This is a genomic window from Ruegeria sp. BC1 (assembly GCF_056539305.1).
In genome coordinates this window covers 292,618-313,416 of the sequence record NZ_JBQFUT010000003.1, presented here as the reverse complement: position 1 = coordinate 313,416, position 20,799 = coordinate 292,618, and the positions used below count along the sequence as shown (strand labels likewise).

16 protein-coding genes are annotated in these 20,799 nt (G+C 52.8%); 8 read left to right on the top strand and 8 right to left on the bottom strand.

From position 1 onward, the window contains the following. Positions 1 to 60 precede the first annotated feature (60 nt). The 7 genes from ACR0IY_RS09590 to ACR0IY_RS09560 all read left to right on the top strand — a co-directional run bounded on the left by ACR0IY_RS09590 (position 61) and on the right by ACR0IY_RS09560 (position 8,569). Positions 61 to 1,554, top strand: coding sequence for an aldehyde dehydrogenase family protein (locus ACR0IY_RS09590; RefSeq protein ID WP_480672611.1), 1,494 nt, complete (start codon positions 61 to 63; stop codon positions 1,552 to 1,554). A gap of 598 nt (positions 1,555 to 2,152) precedes the next feature. Next, on the top strand, positions 2,153 to 3,295 hold the full coding sequence (locus ACR0IY_RS09585; protein ID WP_480672609.1) for a DUF6081 family protein: 1,143 nt from the start codon (positions 2,153 to 2,155) through the stop codon (positions 3,293 to 3,295). Positions 3,296 to 3,859: 564 nt separating this feature from the next. Then, a complete protein-coding gene (locus ACR0IY_RS09580) occupies positions 3,860 to 5,140 on the top strand; it encodes an ABC transporter substrate-binding protein (protein ID WP_480672607.1) in 1,281 nt (426 codons plus the stop codon). A 101-nt stretch (positions 5,141 to 5,241) separates the two neighbouring features. Next, positions 5,242 to 5,973 (top strand): ABC transporter ATP-binding protein, encoded by a 732-nt coding sequence (locus tag ACR0IY_RS09575; RefSeq protein WP_480672605.1) that lies wholly within the window; start codon positions 5,242 to 5,244, stop codon positions 5,971 to 5,973. Further along, a complete protein-coding gene (locus tag ACR0IY_RS09570; RefSeq protein ID WP_480672603.1) occupies positions 5,966 to 6,673 on the top strand; it encodes an ABC transporter ATP-binding protein in 708 nt (235 codons plus the stop codon). The genes ACR0IY_RS09575 and ACR0IY_RS09570 overlap by 8 nt, the downstream gene beginning before the upstream one ends. 1 nt (position 6,674) lies before the next feature. Further along, positions 6,675 to 7,538, top strand: coding sequence for a branched-chain amino acid ABC transporter permease (locus ACR0IY_RS09565; protein WP_480672601.1), 864 nt, complete (start codon positions 6,675 to 6,677; stop codon positions 7,536 to 7,538). Next, complete coding sequence (locus ACR0IY_RS09560) at positions 7,535 to 8,569, top strand: branched-chain amino acid ABC transporter permease (protein WP_480672599.1); 1,035 nt, start codon at positions 7,535 to 7,537, stop codon at positions 8,567 to 8,569. Before ACR0IY_RS09565 ends, ACR0IY_RS09560 begins: the two co-directional genes overlap by 4 nt. Positions 8,570 to 8,708: 139 nt before the next feature. Here ACR0IY_RS09560 and ACR0IY_RS09555 read toward each other — a convergent pair whose 3' ends face one another. Beyond that, a complete protein-coding gene (locus ACR0IY_RS09555) occupies positions 8,709 to 9,719 on the bottom strand; it encodes a cupin domain-containing protein (protein WP_480672597.1) in 1,011 nt (336 codons plus the stop codon). A gap of 140 nt (positions 9,720 to 9,859) precedes the next feature. Between ACR0IY_RS09555 and ACR0IY_RS09550 the strand changes: the two genes are divergently transcribed. Continuing rightward, positions 9,860 to 10,321 carry a cupin domain-containing protein gene (locus tag ACR0IY_RS09550; RefSeq protein ID WP_480672595.1) on the top strand — a complete coding sequence of 154 codons (462 nt, stop codon included), beginning with the start codon at positions 9,860 to 9,862 and terminating at the stop codon, positions 10,319 to 10,321. A 1,212-nt stretch (positions 10,322 to 11,533) separates the two neighbouring features. Here the strand turns inward: ACR0IY_RS09550 and ACR0IY_RS09545 are convergent. The 7 genes from ACR0IY_RS09545 to ACR0IY_RS09515 form a co-directional block, all read right to left on the bottom strand. Then, positions 11,534 to 11,914: a YciI family protein gene (locus ACR0IY_RS09545; protein ID WP_480672593.1), complete on the bottom strand. Its 381-nt coding sequence runs from the start codon at positions 11,912 to 11,914 to the stop codon at positions 11,534 to 11,536. A gap of 2 nt (positions 11,915 to 11,916) precedes the next feature. Next, complete coding sequence (locus ACR0IY_RS09540; protein ID WP_480672591.1) at positions 11,917 to 13,107, bottom strand: CaiB/BaiF CoA transferase family protein; 1,191 nt, start codon at positions 13,105 to 13,107, stop codon at positions 11,917 to 11,919. A gap of 3 nt (positions 13,108 to 13,110) precedes the next feature. Then, positions 13,111 to 14,649 carry a 4-hydroxyphenylacetate 3-hydroxylase N-terminal domain-containing protein gene (locus ACR0IY_RS09535; RefSeq protein WP_170609233.1) on the bottom strand — a complete coding sequence of 513 codons (1,539 nt, stop codon included), beginning with the start codon at positions 14,647 to 14,649 and terminating at the stop codon, positions 13,111 to 13,113. Positions 14,650 to 14,660: 11 nt separating this feature from the next. After that, positions 14,661 to 16,367, bottom strand: a complete 1,707-nt coding sequence (locus ACR0IY_RS09530) for a thiamine pyrophosphate-binding protein (protein WP_480672589.1) — start codon at positions 16,365 to 16,367, stop codon at positions 14,661 to 14,663. A gap of 87 nt (positions 16,368 to 16,454) precedes the next feature. Continuing rightward, positions 16,455 to 18,299 (bottom strand): TRAP transporter large permease subunit, encoded by a 1,845-nt coding sequence (locus ACR0IY_RS09525; protein WP_480672587.1) that lies wholly within the window; start codon positions 18,297 to 18,299, stop codon positions 16,455 to 16,457. Positions 18,300 to 18,499: 200 nt separating this feature from the next. Next, positions 18,500 to 19,537, bottom strand: coding sequence for a C4-dicarboxylate TRAP transporter substrate-binding protein (locus ACR0IY_RS09520; RefSeq protein WP_480672585.1), 1,038 nt, complete (start codon positions 19,535 to 19,537; stop codon positions 18,500 to 18,502). Positions 19,538 to 19,603: 66 nt separating this feature from the next. After that, a complete protein-coding gene (locus ACR0IY_RS09515) occupies positions 19,604 to 20,797 on the bottom strand; it encodes an amidohydrolase family protein (RefSeq protein ID WP_480672583.1) in 1,194 nt (397 codons plus the stop codon). Positions 20,798 to 20,799 lie beyond the last annotated feature (2 nt).

The following is a 20,799-nucleotide window of genomic DNA, read 5'->3' as shown; positions in this document are numbered from 1 at the left end:
GACAAAAAATACCTATATCATATAGGTTTTGTGGGAACGCCGCGATAAATGGAGTCTCACATGTCGTTTTCACCTCGCCTCTCAGAAAAGGCGCAACTCCTGATTGAGAAACCAAAGTGTTTCATTGATGGCTCGTGGCAAGACGGTCTTGAAGCATCTGCAACCGTTTTTGACCCTGCGACCGGGGATGCGCTGCTGGATGTCCCGATGGCTAGCCCGGCACAGGCCCAATTAGCTGTGGATGCAGCGCGGAATGCTTTTGACGACGGGCGTTGGACGGACCTATCCCCGGAGGATCGCTCCCGAATCCTGCACCGGCTTGCGGATCTCATGCAGGATAATCGTGATGAACTTGTGTCTATCTTCGTGCAGGAGGGTGGATGCCCCAAGTCTCTGGCCGAGAGCTTGAATACAGATCTTCCAATCGAGCATCTTCGCTGGTTGGCCGACAAAGCCGCTACAGGGCCCGAAGGTGGGTGGGTTCAAGAGCTTGATCGCCACCCCTGGTCGGGAACCTCTGGGTTACTCCAGCGGGAGCCCATCGGTGTCGTTTCATCACTTTGCCCTTACAACGTTCCTTACATCGCCTATGTTTGGAAAGCTGGTGCAGCTCTGGCAGCGGGTTGCACAACCATTATCATGCCTTCGCCCCGTGTTCCCTTGACTGCAGTTGCCTTCACGCGTTTGGCCGAGCAGGCGGGTGTTCCTCCGGGAGTTTTGAACCTGATTCTAGGTGGACCGGAAGCCGGAAAGGTGCTGACCGAAGCGGATGGCGTCGATATGGTGACCTTCACGGGGTCCAATGCAGTTGGTGCCATGGTGACCTCCCAGGCTGCTGCGAGCGCGAAGCGCGTTGTCCTGGAGCTGGGCGGAAAGTCTCCCAATATCGTACTTCCTGGGGTTAGTGCAAAGGATGTTGTGTCGGCATCTCTGCACCGTCTGTTCCGCAATGCAGGTCAGGGCTGTGCTGTAACGTCGCGAACTTTCGTGCCGCGGGAAATCTATGATGACTACGCTGAACTTGCGGCTGAAGTCGTCGCCGAAATGAAGGTGGGCGACCCATGGGAAGATGACACTTGGGTCGGACCTCTGATCCGCGCAGAGCATCGTGATCGGGTTGAGGGTTTTGTTCAGCGCGCAATATCTGGAGGAGCCAAGATACTGGCTGGTGGGGGGCGCCCCGACATCGATAAGGGTTACTTCATGAATCCTGTGCTGTTAGGCAACGTTGTGATCACGGACGAAATCTGCCAGGAAGAACAATTCGGTCCGGTAGGTGTTCTGTTGCCATACGATTCTCTGGACGAGATGATCGCCCTTGCTAACAACACCCGTTACGGGCTGAACGCCAATATTTGGGGCGAGCATGACGAGGCGGTTAAAATCGCGATGAAGATCAATTCCGGAAATGTGACTATCAATGGTGGCGGTCCACTTCGTCCTGATGTTTCCTTCGGTGGTTACAAGCAAAGCGGTAACGGGGCAGAAATGGGTGAACGCGGTTTCGAGGAGTTTCTGGAATATAAGCATATCTCCTGGCCAGCAGCGAGCTGACCTTCGAATCTGAATCCGTCTGAAGTTCTCTTAGGAAGCTGGTCTTTGACTGGCTTCCTTTTTGGCATTATGGCCCCTTGGTTTTCCCGAAAGTATCCGTGAGTTCAGGTGCCTCACAAATTAGGGTTATTGTGCCCCTTTTAACGGTTTCTAGGAGCGCCTTTCAAAGTACCAAATCTAAGCGAAATGCGATGAACGTTCCTCTGTAGGGCGACATCACTAACGCACGAAAAATGCTCTTTAGCCTGGAAACGAAGTTTGATGCATTGACTTTTAAACCTATATTGCATAGGTATATTACATCCTCAATTAAGCTTTCGGAGTAGTACGAGCCCACCCACATCATTTTCAATTCACCTAAATTGGCTGACTAGGCATGATACTTAGCAAGGCAGCCAGGCGGGGTTAAATAATTGAGATGCCGGGGAATTGAAAACAGCTGAAGCGCCATCCGAAATGCAGCAAATGGCTGTGACAAACAATCACTTCCGATTGGCGCTTTGCAAGGTCATCTCCTGGGTTTGTTCAACTTGGTGCGTGATTGCGGTGGTGAAACAAGCCGGTGATCCGGTTCTTGATCCAGGGAGGAAACATAAACATGTTCACCAAAGAGCTAACTAGCCATAAATTGTCATTTGGGCATCCGATGACCATTAGGGAAACAGATTCTAACACCGCTCCTGAAAAAAGCGTCAAGCGGGCGTCTATTTTTGGTGCAATGGTATTTGCCGGAGCCCTTGGGTTGGGCTCAGGATCTGCGTTTGCAGATCAGGTGTGGGATGACTTTTCCAATGGTTTCAACATTCAAGGCGCTGACGGAACCGGAGCTGATAACGCTAAATGGACCTACTTCGGTGCCGGTCCGTTTGTCGGAAATGCAGGCGTGGAATCAGTGTCGGATGGTGTGCTGAATGTTATTACTGAGCCGACGATGACTCTGACAATGGCTCAAGAGGGATCGGAAGAAAACGCTGCTGGAATGCCCGGAGGATTTGATCACGTCAAATGGCTGACATACACCAATAGCGTTTCATCAAGTGGCTTGCCCGGTTTTGATGCTAAAGATGGTGAAGTATTGTTCTGTGAAGGTGTGTTGGCCAGCCGCTCATTTGGCACAGAAAACCATCCGTTCGGGGATGCCGTTATCAATCACAATGACGACCTGCGACTTGCAGCAGCTGCCCTAAATACGATCGACCTAGAATCCTGGATGGTGTTTGACTTTTTTATCACCAACGAAACCATCTATGCGTTTTACGAACGACTGCCCTATGGGCGTGACAAACTGGGGAACTATGCTGCATTTACTTTCATGGTTCCGGTCGCTGAAAGAACGCCAGAAGACAAACATCGTCTTCGGATCAGTTATGACCGCGCTGCGGGCACGGTGAACTGGTTCGTTGAAGGAGAAGAGGTCTTCAAGGTAGATCGAGTTGGCTTTTTGCTAGACCGAGAGCACATGGCGATTGACCATGGGGGCGAAGAGCCGAGCGAGCCGATTGTAATGAATCAGTTCAACTGTGGCATGGGTATTTTTACACTCCTGGATGCATCTTTGCCGTCGGGTAAGCCGCTGGTTCGAATCTCCAATGCTCCCGATTTCTACTTCGATCCGGCAAAAGGCCAGCCACATGCTGCAGCTTTCGTCGATGAAGATAGTGCAGCGGAAAGTCGGTTGTTTGGACAAGGGGTGGAACTGAAGGTCTACGAATATTCGGCCGGAGCCACGCCAGCTCAATAAAATGAGCCAGGGTCTTTCCCCATAAGGGGTTACGCGCCGATCCTCTGGTCACAGGGGGTCGGCGAACTGATTTGAACCGTTATCGCCGGCTTCCTAAAAGCACCCCAATAGATCGAAGAAAGCCGCGTCATTCAATTCCAAAACCCATGCGCTTACACAAGAAATTGCTGAGATGCGAAGCTTATGAAAGCGACGTATGTCTATTTCTGACTGACCTGGGATATGGGCAAGTTATTAAATGAATGCATTAATTATAGATTGCGCATTCCGATTAAAATTGTTGACTCAATAACCTATGTTATATAGGTATAAATAATATCATACATGCCGCGAACAACACTGGGTCATGGGCAGCAAGTTCTGCCAAAGCCGCGCGCCTGAGGAGGGGCAACGCAGTGTAGGATCAGGGTAAAGGGGATATTGGCGAATAAGTCAGACTAAAGCCGAGATGCCCCTGTTGGTCGCAAAGGCTTAGTGAGTTGTCAGCGAGGTTGGAGGCCGCTCCTGACCAAGCTCAATGGAATACATGCACAAGGGTGCTGGGCGGCGACGACGGGAGGAAACATGTCTAAACTCAAAATCAAACCAAATCGCAGGAATTTTCTTACCGGCGCGGCGGCAGCAATTGCCAGCCCGGCGATTCTGTCGGCGACTAGAGCCTATGCGGCAACGCCAACACTACGGGTTGGCTATGTCACGCCGACCACTGGGCCGTTGGCAGGTTTTGCAGAGGCTGATGAGTATATCCTAGCGGGAATCAAAGAGGCTCTGTCGGGGGGCATAGAGAACAACGGTAAAAACTGGGCCGTTGAGATCATCGTTAGAGACAGCCAATCGAATCCAAACCGCGCCGCTGAAGTGGCCGCTGACCTGATCCTGGGCGACGAGGTGGACATTATCGTGTCAGCCGCCACACCCGACACGATCAACCCAGTTGCCGATCAGGCAGAGGTTAACGAAGTGCCGTGTGTTACGTCGGTGGCACCGTGGCAAGCTTACTTTTTTGGCCGCAACGGTGTGCCAGGCGAGGGTTTTTCCTCGACGTATCATTTCTTCTGGGGTCTTGAGGATGTCCTTGGAGCCTTCATGGACATGTGGGGCAGCGCCGGCGTCACGAAGACTGTCGGCGGACTGTTCCCGAATGACGCGGACGGCAACGCTTGGGGCGATCCTGAAAAAGGGTTGGCCAAACCTTTGGCAGCCAATGGCTACGAGTTGATCGATCCAGGTAGGTACCAGCCTCTAACCGATGATTTCTCCAACATTATCTCAGCATTCAAAAGTTCTGGATGTGAGATCGTGACTGGTGCGGTCATTCCCCCGGATTTTGCAACATTCTGGGCGCAGGCCGCGCAACAAGGTTTCGATCCTAAGATTGTTACAGTTGGCAAGGCTCTGTTGTTCCCGTCAGTTGTAGAAAGCCTGGGAGACCGCGGCGATGGCCTGTCGTCCGAAGTCTGGTGGTCACCGCATCATCCTTTCTCGTCTTCATTGACTGGCGCGTCGTCCAGTGACCTGGCCAACGGGTATTCAGCATCGTCCGGACGCCCATGGACACAACCCATTGGGTTCGTTCACGCCTTGTTCGAGGTTGTAGCCAACGCCGCAGCGCGTGCAGACGATCTCGATGACCCAGCAGCGATCACCGCTGCGGTGGCCAATACAAATCTCGATACGATTGTTGGCAACGTGAACTGGGCCAACGGCCCGGTGAAAAATGTCTGTAAAACACCGTTGGTTGCCGGACAGTGGCAGAAGGAAGGGGATTCCTTCGACCTGAAAATCGTTGCGAATGCAGAAGCGCCAAATATCGCAACAACCGGTGAGCTGAAGCTCCTCGGCTGACACAGTCCTCTGGCTGTCACAATTTGACAGCCAGAGACAAAATACAAACTAGAAACAGTATCGGTCTGTTTCGCGGAAAAAAGATAAGCGGCGATGGGGCGATGATGGACGCTATTCTTAAATTGGATGATTTATCCAAGGCCTTTGGAGCCGTGAAGGTGGCTGACGGGCTGACTTACGACGTCACCAGAGGTGAAGCTCTGGGGATAATCGGACCAAACGGCGCCGGTAAAACGTCCATGTTTAACCTTATCACAGGGACACTACGGCCGGATGGTGGCAGCATTACGTTCGACGGGACTGACGTTACCAGCCAAAGCGCTGCCCGCCGCAGTCACGCAGGGATCGCGCGGTCTTTTCAAGTCCCGCAACCCTTCGCCCACATGACAGTGTTCGAAAATGCCATGATAGCTGCGACCCAATCAGCCGGATTACACGGAGACGAAGCCGAGACACTGTGTCTTAACGTGCTGGAACAGACTGGTCTTTTCCCCAAGGCCAACGTGCTGGCAGGCAGCCTGACTCTTCTGGAGCGCAAACGGCTGGAGTTGACTCGTGCGCTGTGCGCCAAACCTAAACTACTGCTGCTGGACGAAATTGCGGGCGGAATGACCGAAGCCGAATGCCAGTCTTTGGTTCAAACGATCAAGGACATCCATGCGTCCGGTGTGACCATTATCTGGATCGAACATGTCGTTCATGCGCTTCTGGCGGTTGTTGACCGCCTGATCGTGATCGACTTTGGCCGAAAAATTGCAGAGGGCGAACCCCGCGCCATCATGGAGAGCCCCGAAGTCAAGGAAATCTATCTGGGGATTGAAGCCGATGTCTGACCCCATCCTAAAGGTTCAAGGGCTTGAGGCCTTCTACGACGATTTTCAGGCTCTTTACGGGATCGACATGCACGTTGATCGTGGTGAGGTACTGGCCATCATTGGTGCGAATGGTGCCGGTAAAACCACTCTGATGCGCTCAATCTCGGGGCTCATGCGAAACGGGGCCGGGCAGGTGCAGTATGGCGGGCAGGACATCAGCGCCAAGCGCGCGGACGAAGTGGCGCTGCAAGGTCTTGCGATGGTTCCCGAGGGGCGGCAATTGTTCCCGTCGCTCTCTGTTTGGGAAAATCTGATGATCGGTGCTCAGGTCGGCCGCAAGGGACCATGGAACCTGGATACAGTGTGCGAATTGTTTCCGATTCTGAAAGAACGCGCGGATCAGGCCTCGACCTCGTTGTCGGGTGGGCAACAGCAGATGGTTGCGATCGGACGGGCGCTGATGGCCAATCCCGACCTGATCCTGTTCGACGAGATCAGCCTAGGATTGGCGCCGATCATCATCCGAGACATCTATGCTGCGCTCCCCAATATCATCGGCGAGGGTATGAGCGCCATCATCGTTGAACAGGACATTGGGCAGGCGTTGGCCGTCTCAGGGCGAGTCTATTGCCTGCAAGAGGGCCGGGTTTCGCTGGAAGGCTCCTCAGACAGAGTTTCGCGCGAGGAGATCTCCCGCGCCTATTTCGGGATAGAATGATATGGATTGGCTGAACGCTATTTTGCAGGGCACCTTGCTCGGCGGGCTGTACGCCCTTTTTGCAGCGGGGCTTTCGCTGATATTCGGTGTCATGCGGTTGGTTAATATCGCACATGGCGATCTTATTGTGCTGGCCGCCTATCTTGGCTTGACGGTCACCGTCGGTACGGGACTTCATCCGCTGCTAGCCTTGATACTGGTCATACCTGCGATGGGGTTGATCGGCTACGGCCTGCAGCGAGGGTTGCTGAACCAGACGATTGGTCAGGATATTTTGCCGCCGCTTCTGGTGACATTTGGCCTCAGCGTCATCCTTCAGAACACGTTGCTGGAGGCATATACGGCTGATCCGCAAAAACTTGACGCGGGCGCATTGGAAACGGCAAGCGTTTCGCTCGGTGGACTCACGATGGGTATTCTACCGCTGATCACATTCCTGATCGCGATTGGCGTGATCTGGGGTCTGCAGTGGATTTTCTATCGCACCGCTCTTGGCCGTGCTTTTCGGGCGGTCTCCGACAATCAGGAAATAGCACAGCTTATGGGGCTGAACCGCCGTCACATATTTGGGCTGGCTATGGCTTTGGCCCTGGCAGTGACCGCCGTTGCCGGGATATTGTTAGGCATCCGAACAAGCTTTGATCCCTCTGTCGGCGGCGCCCGTCTTATCTTCGGATTTGAGGCGGTGATTATCGGCGGCCTCGGCAACCTGTGGGGTACGCTAGCCGGTGGGGTGATCTTGGGTGTGGCTCAGACCGTCGGCGCCAAGATTGACCCAGGCTGGCAATTGTTGGCCGGGCATTTGGCCTTTCTTGTCATTCTTGCCGTTCGGCCCAACGGCCTATTCCCGAGGATATCCGGATGAATATTCAGGACTACACGGTCTCTCGTTCGACACACGCCGCAAGGGTAGCACTAGTTGTTACAGCTCTTTTGCTCGTCATTCTTTTCTTGGCACCCTGGTGGGCTGGTCGCGCCGATATGCGTCTGATGGGGGAACTGTTTCTTTACCTCGCTCTAGCAAGTCTTTGGAACCTAATGGCAGGCTACGCAGGTTTGGTTTCGGTTGGTCAGCAAGCGTATGTCGGCTTTGGAGGATACATGTTGTTTGCTTCAACAATTTTCCTCGGCATAGATCCACTGGTCGCAATAGTCTTCGCAGGTTTTTTGGCAGCGCTCGTTTCAGTGCCTGTTGCAATCTTGATGTTTCGCCTACGTGGTGCGTATTTCGCCATCGGCACTTGGGTCGTGGCCGAAGTTTTTAGGCTTGGTTTCGCTCAGGTCTCGTCGCTGGGAGGTGGATCGGGTACTTCTTTACCGGTTGGTATCGTTAAATCGTTGGCTTCAGAGCGCGCTATGAGAGAAGCCCTGAGTTACTGGTTGGCTCTGGGTGCCGCTGTTATCGTGATTGCAGCCGTTTATCTTTTCCTCCGGTCTCGTCAGGGCCTGGCACTCACTGCAATTCGCGACAATGAACTGGCAGCTGGGAGTTTGGGTATCGACATTTGGCGGAACAAGTTCATCGTATATGTGGTCACTTCGGCTATGACCGCGATGGTAGGAGCACTGATATTCCTTCAGAAACTTCGTATCACGCCAGATGCCGCCTTCAGTGTTTATGATTGGACGGCTTTTGTAATTTTCATCGTCGTGATCGGAGGAATCGGAACGATCGAGGGTCCAATCATCGGAACACTAGTGTTTTTCGCATTACGCGAAACCCTTGCCGATTTGGGAACGGTCTATCTGATTGTTCTTGGGTTTGTGGCAATTATCATCATGCTCCGAGCACCCAGAGGCATTTGGGGCCTGATCCGAAGCCGATATGATTTGGAATTCTTCCCGCTTAGTTACCGCGTCCATCTTAAGGCGGCCAAAGGTCAGGATGGAAACTGATCTTCACCGCTAAAGCCACATCTGAAAACACCTTAAACGCTCGTCATTGGGCGTTTAAGGCTTCGTCCACGGTCTCAGATGTATGGAAACTTGAAGACCTATTGGGCTAGGAAATTCTAAAAGCTAACGAATTTAAAACTCAACGGTCGGCTGCATCGGTTTCTGCGGCCAGTACCGTCCCAGGGCGAGTTCCAAATGCTTTCCGATATGCAATAGAAAATCTTCCCAGATGTGAGAACCCGGCTTCATAAGCGATATTTCGAACCAGACTATCCTTTGGGGCACTATGCAGTAGATAATGAGCATAGTTCAATCGAGCGGTCTGAAGAAATTGCATTGGAGTGCAGTCCATTTGTTCTCTGAAAGCAGTTTGAATCGTACGCACGCTGCATCCTGCGTCTTGCGCAATTTGGGAAATAGACATCTCTTCCGAGAGGTTATCGATCATAAATCGCGTGGCTCGCTTAACCAGCGGGTTAGGTGAACCATTCCCCATGTGTCTCAACAAGGGGCTGATGGAGCTTTCATGGGCCACGAGTAAACCAGTAATCAGCTCCTCTTCCATCAAAGTCTGACGACGAGATTTGCTTCCATTGAAGGCTAGATTCCTCTCAGCTATCTGGAATGAGGCGAGTAACTTTTGACTCCAAACCTTTTCAGCTGAACTGGTCAGGGGCATCCTTGCCCGGAACAGGACGGGTTGTGGTAAATGACAACCCAACATTCTTTCGGCCGCAGTATGCAAAGCATTTCTGTGGATATGGAGGAGCAGCTGTTCACATCCCTCCTGCCAAATCATTCTGACTTTTCGCACAGGGTTCAGAACTACGGCAGTTTGCGGTGCCGACACTACTCGTTCCTGCCCACTGTAAATTTCGGCGCTTCCTTCCCAAGGAAGTTGAACTTGGTAATAGTGGATGAGTTCGCCTGGTTCGATTTCAACTGCACTTCCGTAACTAAGGTAGTTCAGCGACAGGTGATCGCCCGGCGCATGGTTGTATCGAGCGACAAACGGATTTCTGCCTTCTTGAATCTGTAAATTATGAGACCCGAACTTTTGACCGACGGCATGTCGCGCGACGTTGACATTTGACGATCGAAAGATTCGATGAGATTTTAAAGGTTCTGATATGGCTGAGTGTTGGTTCATGCTAGCCTATCCTCGGTGCGATCGAAGCCGCAGAAACCAGAATAATTTGGTTGCCTCAAGGCTTTTACCTGCGCAATTTGGACAACGATTTTTAACCTTCGCAGTACTCTGAAAAACACGAATCTGAGGAGGAAAAAACTATGGAACAGACATCCGGGATCACCAAAGTAGGTGCAGGGCTTGATGACGTTGAGTGGAATGTTTTGGGTCAGATCTATGTCCCAAAAGTCTACTGCGACAATCTTTTCATGTGGGAGGCGACTTTGCCAAGCGGTGCTTTCGTACCACCACATATTCACCCGACCCAAGACGAATTCATTATGGTTCTGGAAGGAGAGTTTCAGGTCGATTTTGGATTTGAAGAAGGCAATGTAAAGCCCAACGTTGCCAAACCGGGTGACACTGTGCGTATGCCGATGGGTGTGGCTCATGGCGTTTACAACCGTTCGGACAAGCCGGCCAAGTGCATTTTTGCGGTTTCTCCAACACGCAAACTATATGATCTATTTGTTGCGCTTGATGGTCTAACTGACTTGGACGAATTCAAGCGCTTGGGTGAACTCCACGAGAATTCATTTCTTGATGTAGAGCCCACTCCGTAAGGCCAAAAGATATCACCATTGCCTAATTGAACCGCCTGGCTTCTGGGCGGTTCTGAATCTGATCTTTCTAGATTGCACAAATCTCCTACCGAAGAGATTCCTATCTGCAGTGCCTGAATTGCTTTAGTTTCCGTCGCACCTGGAAGAATGGTCCGACATTCAGAAAAGCTCCTCTCCTTGCTGAAAATACCTGGGTCACCCGGTGGCTGCCTAAATACCATAGCCATATCTCCACCTGCTAGCCACTTCACGTATTCTATATACTGCGATCAAGCACCAATTAACTGACAGCGATTGCGCGGCGCCATAGATAGTCTCCGGCGTTTTGGACGGGTTCAATCTCTTGAGTATGACTCCAGATTTTTTATCGGGCCTGTCCGACATAAACCTCTCCATCAATCGAAAACTCGGCAGTTTCCAATCAAGATTTTGTTCAGGATTAAGGTTAGTATTATAGCTATGTTGCATTAGTAATACAATCAAAAACGCAAAATGCCTGACGCGGCAAAAGCCAAAAATAGACTGTTCGTTGATTGCAGTGGCAACCAAACACCCAATCCAAACGTCCTGCAATTTTGTAAGCGCCCACCACTTAAAAACTGACTCTGTGAAGTGGCAACCAAATCATCGTAGCCAGAATGTGTTTTGGAAACTCGAAAACAATGGTCACGGCTTTCTCAACATCCCAGTTTGAGGCTGAGATCTCAGTCGCATCGGCTTTTACGATGGTATAAGCGATTGCGGTACCGTCACTTTCCTATCCGAAGAATTGAGCCTTGGTTTTTACCCGAAGTGTCCAGAACTCACGTAGTGACGCCTTTCCATCTAGCGTGTCAGCAAGCAAGACACAGTCAATTCTTCTCGTGTAATTTAGCCCGTCCCCACAAATTCTGCAGCGTCGGTGACAAATAGCGTCTCGCTTGAAACAATTGATGGCGCCCATTCTGTATCCCAAACACCCGAATGACTAGGATGGCCATTGTCATCTAATAAACGAAGTGTCCTGAGCCAGGCTTTATCGGGTCAGGATAGAAATCCCATGCAAAAACAATGGCCCCTTAGACATTGTTGTAGGAACGGGTGCCAAGGTTGGCCAAGTGTTACAAGGCGCATTTGCCTTCCTTGTCCCACAGCCTGCCGAACTCCAAAAAGAAATAGTGTGCAGCTTGGTTTTCTGCCTTGCTGTGCGGACTCAGCGCTCCTGCTTGCAAGTTATCCGATCTCGACCCGACCATCAGAAAAATCAAAGCTAAGTGAAATACGACCTTCGTTCACGCGCCAAGTGTGGAAGCGGGGTTCCCGAATACCGGCTTTACAGAATGGCTCATCAACCCATTTCTCTCGCGCTTCATCAAGGGTAAGGCCGCGCAGGATGGTCATACCTTCGCCAAAAGGCGCACCTTCGTCGTCAAGCAAGGGGCCGGAAAGAAACAGGCACCCACTTTTTTCCAGTGCGATCAGAAAGTCGAAATGTGCTTCCAGCAACTCCATCATCGCATCACGATCAGTTGCAGGCGACATGCGAACGCAGACGAAATCCGTGGATTTCATCTGCGCCGCCAGCGCCTTGGCTCTGTCAGAGGGACCGGCCACACCTATGCTCCGGACACCAGTTTCTTGTTATGCGCATTCCACGTGGCGATTTCGCCTTCGGACAACCCCAGAGATTTCAAAACCTCTTCCCCTTGTTCATTCAGGTCAGGGGGTGGGTTCAGATTCTGATCCGCACGGCTGCCATCAAAATAGACAGGTCGCCGCGTCCCGGTGTAACTGCCGTGTTCGGGGTGCGTTATCGTAACGAACGTATCCAGATGTTTTACCTGGGGGTCTTCGTAAACCTCGGGCAGTGTGTTCACCGGAGCATGCGGAACGTCATTTTGCTCAAGCCTTTGCATCCAATAGGTCGAGGCTTTCGTAGCTGCGGTGGCGCGAAACTCTTGCGCCAGCTCAAGGTAGTTGTCGATCCGCTTGACCCGATCATCAAAGCGCGGGTCGGTGCCGAGGTCTTCGCGCTCAAAGGAGATCTGCATCGCCTTCCAGAATTTCTCCTGGCTGGACATGTGAATGGCAATCATCTTGTTGTCAGCGCAGCGTACTGCATAGGATTGCGATGCCTTGACCCTCATAAGGGGGCCTGGTTCGATCCCCAGAAGCGAAGCGTTCAGGAATGGGTCCGGCATGAAGGCAATCGAGCTGTCGAGCATATTGACCTCAACGCGCCGGGCAGCGCCTGTACGTTCGCGTTCCAACAGCGCGCCCTGAATACCGTAACAGGCGAAGATCCCTGTCAGATTGTCAGACAGCGTGGGCCCGGTAATCTGGGCATCCTCGCCCAGAAACAGGCTCGACATGCCGCTGAGAGCTTGCGCCACAGTGTCATAGGCGGGACGTTTCTTGTAGGGGCCATCCGGTCCGAACCCCGTAATCGAACACTGAATGAGGCGTGGATTCAGCGCCTTAAGAACATCCGAGGATAAACCCAGCCGATCCATGACGCCTGGGCGGAAGTTCTCGATCAGAACATCCGCCTCGCTAACCAGCTTCTTGTAGATATCAAGACCCTGGTCGTCCCGCAGATCGAGCGCCACCGATTTCTTGTTTCGGTTGTAGGCGCAGAAATAGGGGCTGTAGGTTCCGCCCCGAAAGGTGCGGAACAGGTCGCCCCCTTTGGGGGTCTCGACCTTAGTAATCTCGGCCCCCAGGTCGCCCAGCATCTGCCCGGCGAGAGGGCCAGTGATCATGGTTGTGGATTCAAGAATCTTGATTCCATCCAAAGGTCCGGCCATCGCTTAGCTCGCTTTCTCGACGGCTGATGTCGGAAGATCAATCCGACCGTCCTTATCGTAGCCCGCCAGTGCATTGGCCACCAGTTCCTTGGACTTGCCAAAGTTGTATTCGCGATACAGGTGCGACTTCACGATGAATGGTGCACCGGCGTAGAACTTTTCATAGCTGGTGTGACGCGATGCAAACTCGGATCCAATACAATCCCAAGCGAGTTTCATGAACTTAACCCGTTCGTCTGCCGGCATGTTCGGAGACTGGATGTATTTCTGAATCACATTGTTCATTTCTGGATTGTCAAAATCCTGAACGCTGGATGGAAGTTGGATAAACCCACCACCTGCAAGTTCTCGGATGATGTCCAGGAATTGAGGATACATACGTGACTGCTGCGTCATCGCCGCATAGGTGATCTGTTTGTCTGGAATGTACACGCCATTCCGGTTTGGTGCCGCCTTTGCGATTTGAGCATCCAGAAGCCCCTCATAGGTCGCAGCATGCAAGGCAAGGTCGGCGATCAATCCCTGTACCGGTGGCAACTTGTCGACGCCGTTCATCTCAGCGATCTTTTGCGCCAAACCAACCATAAACCGCAGTTTGGTCACAAAGCGAGTTTGCGCCTGGTTGTTCCCCATGACATGTGCCGGGCCTTCAAACCACTGCGCGCGCGCCACATCAGTGTCCTTGTAGACAAAGACATTTTCCCAGGGCACGAACACGTCATCGTACACAAGCAAGCTGTCGGTCTCGTCAAATCGGCTAGCCATCGGATAGTCGAACATCGAATTCGCCCCATCGGCATAAGACCGGCGCGAAAAGATTTTGACCCCTTTCGACCATACCGGGATGGAGACCGAAATCGCATAGTTTTCGTCACCGGGCCGCATCGGCGTGATCGTTGAAAGCTGCACAAAGTCCGAGTAAACGGTCCCGGTCCCCAGCATTTGCGCGCCACGAATGACGATGCCGTCTTCGCGCTCTTCCACAACCCCGGCGTACAGATCGTTCGGCTCTTGCTGATGCGCTGGTTTTGAGCGGTCGATCTGGGGCGGAACAATCGTGTAGGTGATATACGCGTCGTTTTCGCGTAGAAATTCATAATGGGCGACGCAATTGTCCGCCAGATCCTGCCTACCGTTCTTTGCCAGAACCTCTGGTTCGGAGGCGAAACCGACGAAGAATGTCGCCACATGCTCGGGTGAACGACCGAAATAGCCAAAGGATTCTTCTGACAGGCGCTCCAGTGCTCCACGCCGTGCCTTCAGATCCTCGACCGAGTAGGGAATTTGCCAGATGCGGCTGACAGGATTACCGCTCTTGGGTGACTTGTAGGTCATCAGTTCGGAATTGGCCGGATCGCTGGCCACATCAAACATGCGTGCGATGGTTTTGGCGCCCTCGGCAAAGGCCGGGTGCGTTGTCACATCGTCAACCAATTCACCATTATAATACACCTGCCGACCATCGTTCTTGATGCCAGCCAGAAATTCAGCGCCGGTGCGCATTTTTCCAGTGAACCGTCCGTCGTTATTGAAGGAAGTCATGTCAGTTCTCCTTAGAATTTATGAAATTCGCCGAATTCCGCGGCGCGGTGCGCCGGTTCCCATTCGTCAATCCGTGCGTCGATCACTGTGCAGACATCGGCATCGCGTGCACGCTCTAGCGCGGCTTTGAGCTCGGCTGGGGTTTCGGCCCTCAGACCCTGCGCCCCATAGGCCTCGGCCATCTTTACGAAATCCGTTTCTCCGTAATGCGATCCGATGTAACGACCGTCGTACGTGTTCTTCTGGAAGATGCGCAGGGCGCCATAGCTGACATCGTTGTAGATCACGACCGTGATGTTCAGCTTCATGCGCACGGCAGTTTCCAAATCCTGCGCGTTCATACCAAAATCGCCATCACCGATCGGAACGACAACCTGACGATCAGGTCGCGCCATCTTGGCACCCAAACCAGCCGCGAAGGCATAGCAAAGCGTTCCAGATCCTGCGGGCCACAAATACTGGTCGGGCTTTCGCACAGTCAGGAAGTTTGCGAAATGCGTGTGGTATCCCGAGCCAATGGCATAGATGGCGTCTTCGTCAAAGACCTCTTCAATTGCCTTGGTTATGTATTGGGACTTGATCGGGCTCGCGTCCAGATCGGTGTCATAGTAAAGCGTGCGCTCTCGATCCTTGAGAACTGCGATACGTGCCCGCGTGGCACTGTCGTCCCTATTGTGTCCAGCTGCTTTGTATGCGGTCAGCACGTCTCTTAGGAACTCACCTGAACATGCGTGAACACCCAGTTCCACAGCGTATTGCTTGCCAAGTTCCTGCGGGTCAGTTTCAACCTGAATGACCTTGGTGTCCTCGGGGATAAGCTGCCAATTGATCGTGTTAACGTTCAGGAAGCCGGTACCAAGACCGAGGATAACGTCAGCCTGCGCCGTAATCTCATTTGCCGTTTGCCGACCGAAGTGTCCCACAAGACCCGCACAGAGCGCGTGATCTTCAGAAATGGCGCCGCGGCCCGTTTCCGTTGTAACAACAGGAATGCCCGTTGCTTCGGCCAAGGCGACAAGTTCGTCGAACGCTCTGGCCCACATAACACCGCGTCCAGCGATGATAACGGGTGATTTTGCGCTTGCGAGTAGTTCAACTGCGCGATCCACCGCTGCTTGCGAGGGGCGCACCGCGTTCTCGACCATCCCCATATGCGTTGCGCCTTTCAGCGAAAGATCGGCGCTGCTGACATTGACCGGCTGGTTGAACAGATCCTTGGGCAGATCGATGTGAACGGGGCCGGGCATCCCGGACTTGGCGGCCTGCAATGCGCTGCGCAGCAGGCGTCGACTGTCTTTTGCCTCGACCAGCTGGTCGTTCCACTTGGTGATCTTCGAGAAAACGCCCTCGACATCAAACTCGTGCCAGATGTTCCGACGCAAACGATAGCGGTCCATGTTGGCAGACAAAATTAGAAGTGGCACCCAGTCCTTGTGGGCTGACCAAGTTCCGAGAACGGAATAGGCAACGCTTGGTCCGACATGGAAAAGGCAACAGGCCACTTCGCCAGTGATCCGACTGTAGGCGTCAGCCATCGAGGTCGCACTCATTTCACCGCGTGCGGTGACATAGGTGATCTCATCCTGGCGGGCGTGCAGTGCGTCCAGCAACGGCAGTACGGTATCACCGGTAATGCCGAATACGTATTTGATGCCTTCCCGGATCAAACCATCCACGATGGCTTGGGCTGCCGTCATCTCATCAATCTGATTTTCCAATTTGCTCTCCCGGGACACTAGTTTGAAGGTTGCTGAATATATAACCTATGTAAGATCGCTATGTCAAATAGGTAATTATCATGACGCTCAAATCAACATTAGGCTGATTTGGGGGAATGCAATGAGAATTCCGATCACAATCAACATGATCAGGGCAAAAGGAAACGCGCCCTCAAAAACGCTTCGCAAAGTGATTCTGGGATCTGCCATGGAGCTCTTGACGACAAAGCATGTCAGGCCGACCGGGGGCGTTAGTAACCCAACCTCCACAGCGACCACCGTCACAATGCCGAACCAGATCACATCCCCGTCCAAAGCCTGTACAAGCGGAAGGGCAAGCGGGACAACAATCAACATTATCGACACCGAATCCAGGATCATCCCCAACGCGACTAAAAGAGCCACATAAATCAGGGTGAAGGCGATCAGAGTTAGATCGGCGTTTTCTATGAAACTTGTCAGATTCTGCGGTATCCCTGAAAGCGCGATGAAGCGGGAAAACAGATTTGCCGCAAGAATCAGGAAAAGGACGGTTACCGTGACATGCCCGGTTTCCCGAACCACCTTCCAGAACTTCACTACATTCATTTTACGCTGTGCAATTGCGATTATCAGCGCGCCGAGTGCACCAATTGCACCAGATTCCGTCGGCGTGAAAAACCCAGCGTAAATACCTCCGATCACCAGAATCATGAGCCCGATGATTGGGGCAACCTTGTAAAATGAGCTATGCAGATTTTCGCTTTCCTCACTGTCATCATGGTCGGGATCACCCAGAAATGACGGCCAAAACTTAGCAATCACCAACAATCCGACGCAAAAACTGAGCGCCAGCAGAATGCCCGGCAAAATAGCCGCAATGAACAGCTTGCCGACGGACGCCTCTGCCAGAAAACCAAATACGATCAGCAGGATGCTGGGCGGAATCAGCATGCCCAAAACCGAACTGCCCGCAACGACGCCTACAGCGAAGCGCGGCGTATATCCGTGACGCATCAATTCTGGGGCGGCAATTTTGGAGAACACGGCGGCCGATGCGATTGATGATCCGGTGATTGCGGCAAAAACTGCATTCGCTCCGATCGTCGCGATCCCAAGGCCAGCGGTCAGTCTTTTAGTCAAATGCCGTACGACGTCAAAGGTGTTCTTGCCGATATCGCTTTCGCTGACGATCAGTCCCATCATCACGAAGAGAGGAACAACCGCAAAATAGTAGCTGGCGAGGTATTCACTGCTCGCCAGAACCAAGGCTCGGATTCCCAGAATGGGGGTGCCCTTCATCAACCATATTCCGATGATTGACGCCAGAATTAGCGCAGTTGAGATTGGGGCTCCGAAAATCACAAAGAAAACCAGAGATGCAATCATCAGTATTCCAATGCCGTTGCGCGACAATTCGATAGCGCTTGGCACCATCAGTATCGCGACTACCGCCACGACAATAAAACCTAACACTAGCCATCCCTTAGGGCGCCCTAGGGCATCAGATGAAAAGGCAGTCAGTGCCGAACGCGCGGTAAGTGTCAGGCAGGCGACGAATGATATTGCCGCACCAAGAACGATCACGAACTTGAAAGGCCAAATCTGAAACGTGAAATCACCCGGAACGCCGGAAATTTCACCGTCCTGGTACGCTGTCAGCGCGCCATCTGTGACGCCATCTGCGATGAGGTAGCAAACAAGTGCCGTCAGCAAAAAATAGATGGCGTCAAGCAGGAAACCTGCAAACGGCTTGTTGAGCTTCAACGGATCAATAATCAGTTCGGCCCGCGCAACGCGCCCTTGCCCCAGGCTGCGGGGCAACTGAAGAAAGAAAGCGCTTACAATGAAATACCCGATCAGTTCATTTGCCGCGCGAATGGGAAAGTCGAAAAGACTGCGGGCGAACACGTCAGCGCAAATGAGTATCATCAGCGCTAAAATTGTTAGCATCCCAAGGGTGCTAAAACCCAATGTGATACTATCATAAACGCGTTGCAACGCGGTAGGGAGCCTTCGAGGCTGCATGGTATTTGTCAAAGCTTCGGTCATGAAACTGTTTCCGCTGGCGACTGGAAAAAATGGGCGCAGTGATGCGCCCATAGTTAAGGGAGTAGCCAAATCTTTAGCTAACTCCCTTCGGGGAGATATGGTTAGCGCAAGGCTTCGCGTTCACTCAGGCCGTGGACGTAAGCATCCATGAGCGCCTGACCCGGAAGCCCTTCTGCTTCGACCCGAGCAACCCATTCGCCCGAAACATCAGGTAACGCATTAATCCATTTCTGACGTTCTTCCTCGGGGAGGGTTGAAATCGTTGCCCCATTGGCTTCCATGACTTCCATGGCTTTGGCTTCAGCCGCGAGGAACCGCTCAACCACTGCGCTGGAGTATTCTCGACCCAGATTTCGGAACACGTCCTGAGACTCAGCGTCCAGTCCAGACCATGTATCTAGGTTCATCGCCAAGCCACCCGACGCGGGAATACCCAAGTCGACGATGGTGACATAAGGGGCCACTTCGTAGAGTTTGAATGCCATCATCAGACTGGGCGTGATGACCGCGCCATCTGCTACGCCGGTCTGAATGTTGTTGTAATATGCCGGAACACCGCCATTGACTGCCACCGCGCCAGTTCCAGTCAACCAAGTTGATGCAGCCCCGCCGGTCATGAGTTTCATTCCCTCAAGATCTGAGAAAGAATTCACTGGTCGAGTAGTGATGATCTGATAGCTGTCAGCGACGCTCTGACCTAGATATACAGTGTTCTGGGACGTCCAGGCTCCGTCCATTTCCGGAAATTGTTCATGCAATTCATGCATGACTTCTGAAACGGCATTCATATCAGTGGTCAGGAAAGGTGTGTAATAGGCAATATTTTGAAGTGGCATCTTCGCCGGTTCAAATAAGGTTCCAACCCAGCCTATATCCGCTAACCCTGTTTCGACCCCTTCCAAAGTGTTCTTGAAATTGTATAGCGCACCGGCATAAGCCTCGGTCCATTCGATGTTATGCCCCAAGGCTTCCAGTTGCTCGGCCGCACGCGGGACGACAACCTCTTTTATCGCACCGACTTCTGGTGATACCGGCGGATGACTGGCACCAGCAGTTAGGTATAGCTGGTCCGCATTGGCTGCAATAGTTGTCAAAGAAAGACAGCCGACTGCCAATAGATTTTTTCCATTCAAGTTCATGATAACCTCCCATAAAAAAGCGGCCAGTTTCTGTTCGCCTGCTGTCCGATCCGAGGACAACTTTTCCTAGGCCATCCCGGAAAAGTCTGCTGGACACGTGTTCCGGGCCACCTGAATTTCCCGAATGGTTGGTGGAGTGTTTCGGCTTCGGCCCACAAATCTGGGAACTCCTGCCGTCAAAACCCCTCCGATTGCTACAATGTCGCCATGCTTCATTGCGTCGAGCGCCGTATTTTGCGTGCCACCCAGTGGCGCATCCAGCAGAACGATATCAGCTTCACGACCCGGCGCGATGTAACCACTATTCAGGCCGTAGACATCAGCAACATGGCCGGTCGCAGCCGCGATCAGGTCCTCGGGGGAAATCTCCGAAAGCGATGCGATGTTGACCATCGTGTACATCATTCCAAGCGGCATGATCCCGGAACCGGTCGGCGTGTCGGTGGCAATCAGGAAGCGATCCCATACATCCCGCTTTTTCGCTACATTTGCGCAGAGCAAAGTTGTCCGCAGATTTCCAGCCGTGCAGACCTGCATTGCGATATCGCTTTCCGCTGCGATCCTGTCGAAGTCCCGGTCCGGCATAGCAACCGGGCCGCCGTTGATGTGAAATGACACATGCGGATTCATTTCTAGTATGTGATCGCCTGTTATGGCCGAGGAACCGGGGATCGACGCGCCGCCCGTATGGGCTGTTGTAATCATTCCCGCGTCTCGCGCAGCAAGAACCAAAGGTGCATAGTCAAACGGGGTGTCAAAGGCCCCGAACCCGGCCTTTGCCAGCCAGACACCTTTGTCGGCAATCTCTTTCAGGTCTTCCGGCGTCACGCCCGGCTCCAGGATGACAGAACCTGCGTGAACCCGCATGCCGCCCGGGCGATATTCGGCAAAACAGCGTTGCGCAGCAACGGCCAGCGCCTTGACCCCTTCGGGATCCTTGGGGCGGCCGGGTGTATGAACTTCGGAGGCACTGATCGAGGTGGTGGTCCCGCCGTGAAGGTAGCTTTCCAGGTAACCAACGGTTCGCTGGCGCGGCGTGTAGTCACCAAACGTAATGTGGACATGGCTGTCGATAAAACCGGGTACGGCAGTCGCACCTGCTGCGTCAATCACGACATCGCAGGCGGAAATATCTTCATCGCTAAGCGTTCCGACCTTCTCAATCAGCCCGCCCGACATCAGAATCGAATCTGCATCAACGAATGGGTCGCGCGAAGAGCCGGATACAATTGTGCCCAAGTTCACGATGGCGGACTTCATTA

What these genes read in the sequence shown, in the direction of transcription:
- ACR0IY_RS09590 (WP_480672611.1), top strand. Translation starts at nt 61, where the DNA reads ATGTCGTTTTCACCTCGCCTCTCAGAAAAGGCGCAACTCCTGATTGAG.
- ACR0IY_RS09585 (WP_480672609.1), top strand. Translation starts at nt 2,153, where the DNA reads ATGTTCACCAAAGAGCTAACTAGCCATAAATTGTCATTTGGGCATCCG.
- ACR0IY_RS09580 (WP_480672607.1), top strand. Translation starts at nt 3,860, where the DNA reads ATGTCTAAACTCAAAATCAAACCAAATCGCAGGAATTTTCTTACCGGC.
- ACR0IY_RS09575 (WP_480672605.1), top strand. Translation starts at nt 5,242, where the DNA reads ATGATGGACGCTATTCTTAAATTGGATGATTTATCCAAGGCCTTTGGA.
- ACR0IY_RS09570 (WP_480672603.1), top strand. Translation starts at nt 5,966, where the DNA reads ATGTCTGACCCCATCCTAAAGGTTCAAGGGCTTGAGGCCTTCTACGAC.
- ACR0IY_RS09565 (WP_480672601.1), top strand. Translation starts at nt 6,675, where the DNA reads ATGGATTGGCTGAACGCTATTTTGCAGGGCACCTTGCTCGGCGGGCTG.
- ACR0IY_RS09560 (WP_480672599.1), top strand. Translation starts at nt 7,535, where the DNA reads ATGAATATTCAGGACTACACGGTCTCTCGTTCGACACACGCCGCAAGG.
- ACR0IY_RS09555 (WP_480672597.1), bottom strand. Translation starts at nt 9,719, where the DNA reads ATGAACCAACACTCAGCCATATCAGAACCTTTAAAATCTCATCGAATC.
- ACR0IY_RS09550 (WP_480672595.1), top strand. Translation starts at nt 9,860, where the DNA reads ATGGAACAGACATCCGGGATCACCAAAGTAGGTGCAGGGCTTGATGAC.
- ACR0IY_RS09540 (WP_480672591.1), bottom strand. Translation starts at nt 13,107, where the DNA reads ATGGCCGGACCTTTGGATGGAATCAAGATTCTTGAATCCACAACCATG.
- ACR0IY_RS09535 (WP_170609233.1), bottom strand. Translation starts at nt 14,649, where the DNA reads ATGACTTCCTTCAATAACGACGGACGGTTCACTGGAAAAATGCGCACC.
- ACR0IY_RS09525 (WP_480672587.1), bottom strand. Translation starts at nt 18,299, where the DNA reads ATGCTAACAATTTTAGCGCTGATGATACTCATTTGCGCTGACGTGTTC.
- ACR0IY_RS09520 (WP_480672585.1), bottom strand. Translation starts at nt 19,537, where the DNA reads ATGAACTTGAATGGAAAAAATCTATTGGCAGTCGGCTGTCTTTCTTTG.
- ACR0IY_RS09515 (WP_480672583.1), bottom strand. Translation starts at nt 20,797, where the DNA reads ATGAAGTCCGCCATCGTGAACTTGGGCACAATTGTATCCGGCTCTTCG.